This window comes from Streptomyces boncukensis, assembly GCF_011045075.1.
Lineage (GTDB): Bacteria > Actinomycetota > Actinomycetes > Streptomycetales > Streptomycetaceae > Streptomyces > Streptomyces boncukensis.
Genome location: NZ_JAAKZZ010001044.1, coordinates 1 through 875, shown reverse-complemented (window position 1 = coordinate 875; position 875 = coordinate 1). Strand labels below are relative to the sequence as shown.

The window sequence follows — 875 nt, the reverse complement described above, 5'->3', positions numbered from 1 at the left end:
CTCGAAGGGGGCCGGGGCGAGGGGGACGCACAGGCCGCGGGTCTCGCCGACCGCCTCGGCGAGCGGTGCGGCGGCGGGGGCGACGGCGACCACGCTGCAGCCGCGGCGGTACGCCTGGTCCACGAGGGCGGCCAGACCGGGTTCGGCGCCGTCCGGCGTCACGAGCAGCAGCAGGTCCAGCGGTCCCGCCCAGCCCGGCAGCGGCCAGCGGAGCGCTCCGGGGGCGGCGAGCTGCCCGGTGGGGTGCAGCCGGGTGACGGGCACGGCGCCGTTGGTGAGCGCGGCGAGCATCCCGGCGACGCACGGGGCGACGGGCCCCGGCCCCGCGACGAGGACGCCGCGCGGGCGCCCGTCGGGCCGCAGCTGGGTGATCCCCGCGTCGGAGGCGGACCGCAGCCCCGTGCGGACGCGGGCCCCGGACCCGGCCGCGCTGCGCAGCAGGCCGTAGCCGTCGGCGCGGGCCAGCGCCTCCGGGGCGTCGAGGAGCGACTCGTCGAGCATGATCCGTGCCTCCGATCGACGGCCGGGCGGTGCGCCGCGCCCGTGGCGCGGGCGCCGCATACGCCGCATATGAGGTCAGGCGGGGCGGCGGGCCTCGTCCACGAGGAGGACCGGGATGTCGTCGCGCACGGGGTACGCCAGACCGCACGTCTCGCCGGTGCAGATCAGCTCCTCGCCCTCGTCACGGAGCGGCGCGTGGCACGCCGGGCACGCGAGGATTTCGAGGAGGCCGGCTTCGAGCGGCATGTCTTTCCTCCACGGAGTGGGTGTTGCTGGCTGTGCGGTCAGCGTACCGCCGGGAACGGGGTGCGGTGCCATTGCGGCGGGCGCGGTGGGTTGCAGGTGGGACCGTCCCCTCCCCTGTCTCTTATACA

At 77.3% G+C, this 875-nt stretch carries 1 protein-coding gene and 1 pseudogene; both read right to left on the bottom strand.

Going from position 1 to position 875, the window contains the following annotated elements:
- Positions 1 to 501, bottom strand: a pseudogene (locus G5C65_RS37845) (SIS domain-containing protein); the annotation flags it as partial.
- 75 nt (positions 502 to 576) lie between these two features.
- Positions 577 to 747, bottom strand: a complete 171-nt coding sequence (locus tag G5C65_RS37840; RefSeq protein WP_165303603.1) for a Trm112 family protein — start codon at positions 745 to 747, stop codon at positions 577 to 579.
- Positions 748 to 875 lie beyond the last annotated feature (128 nt).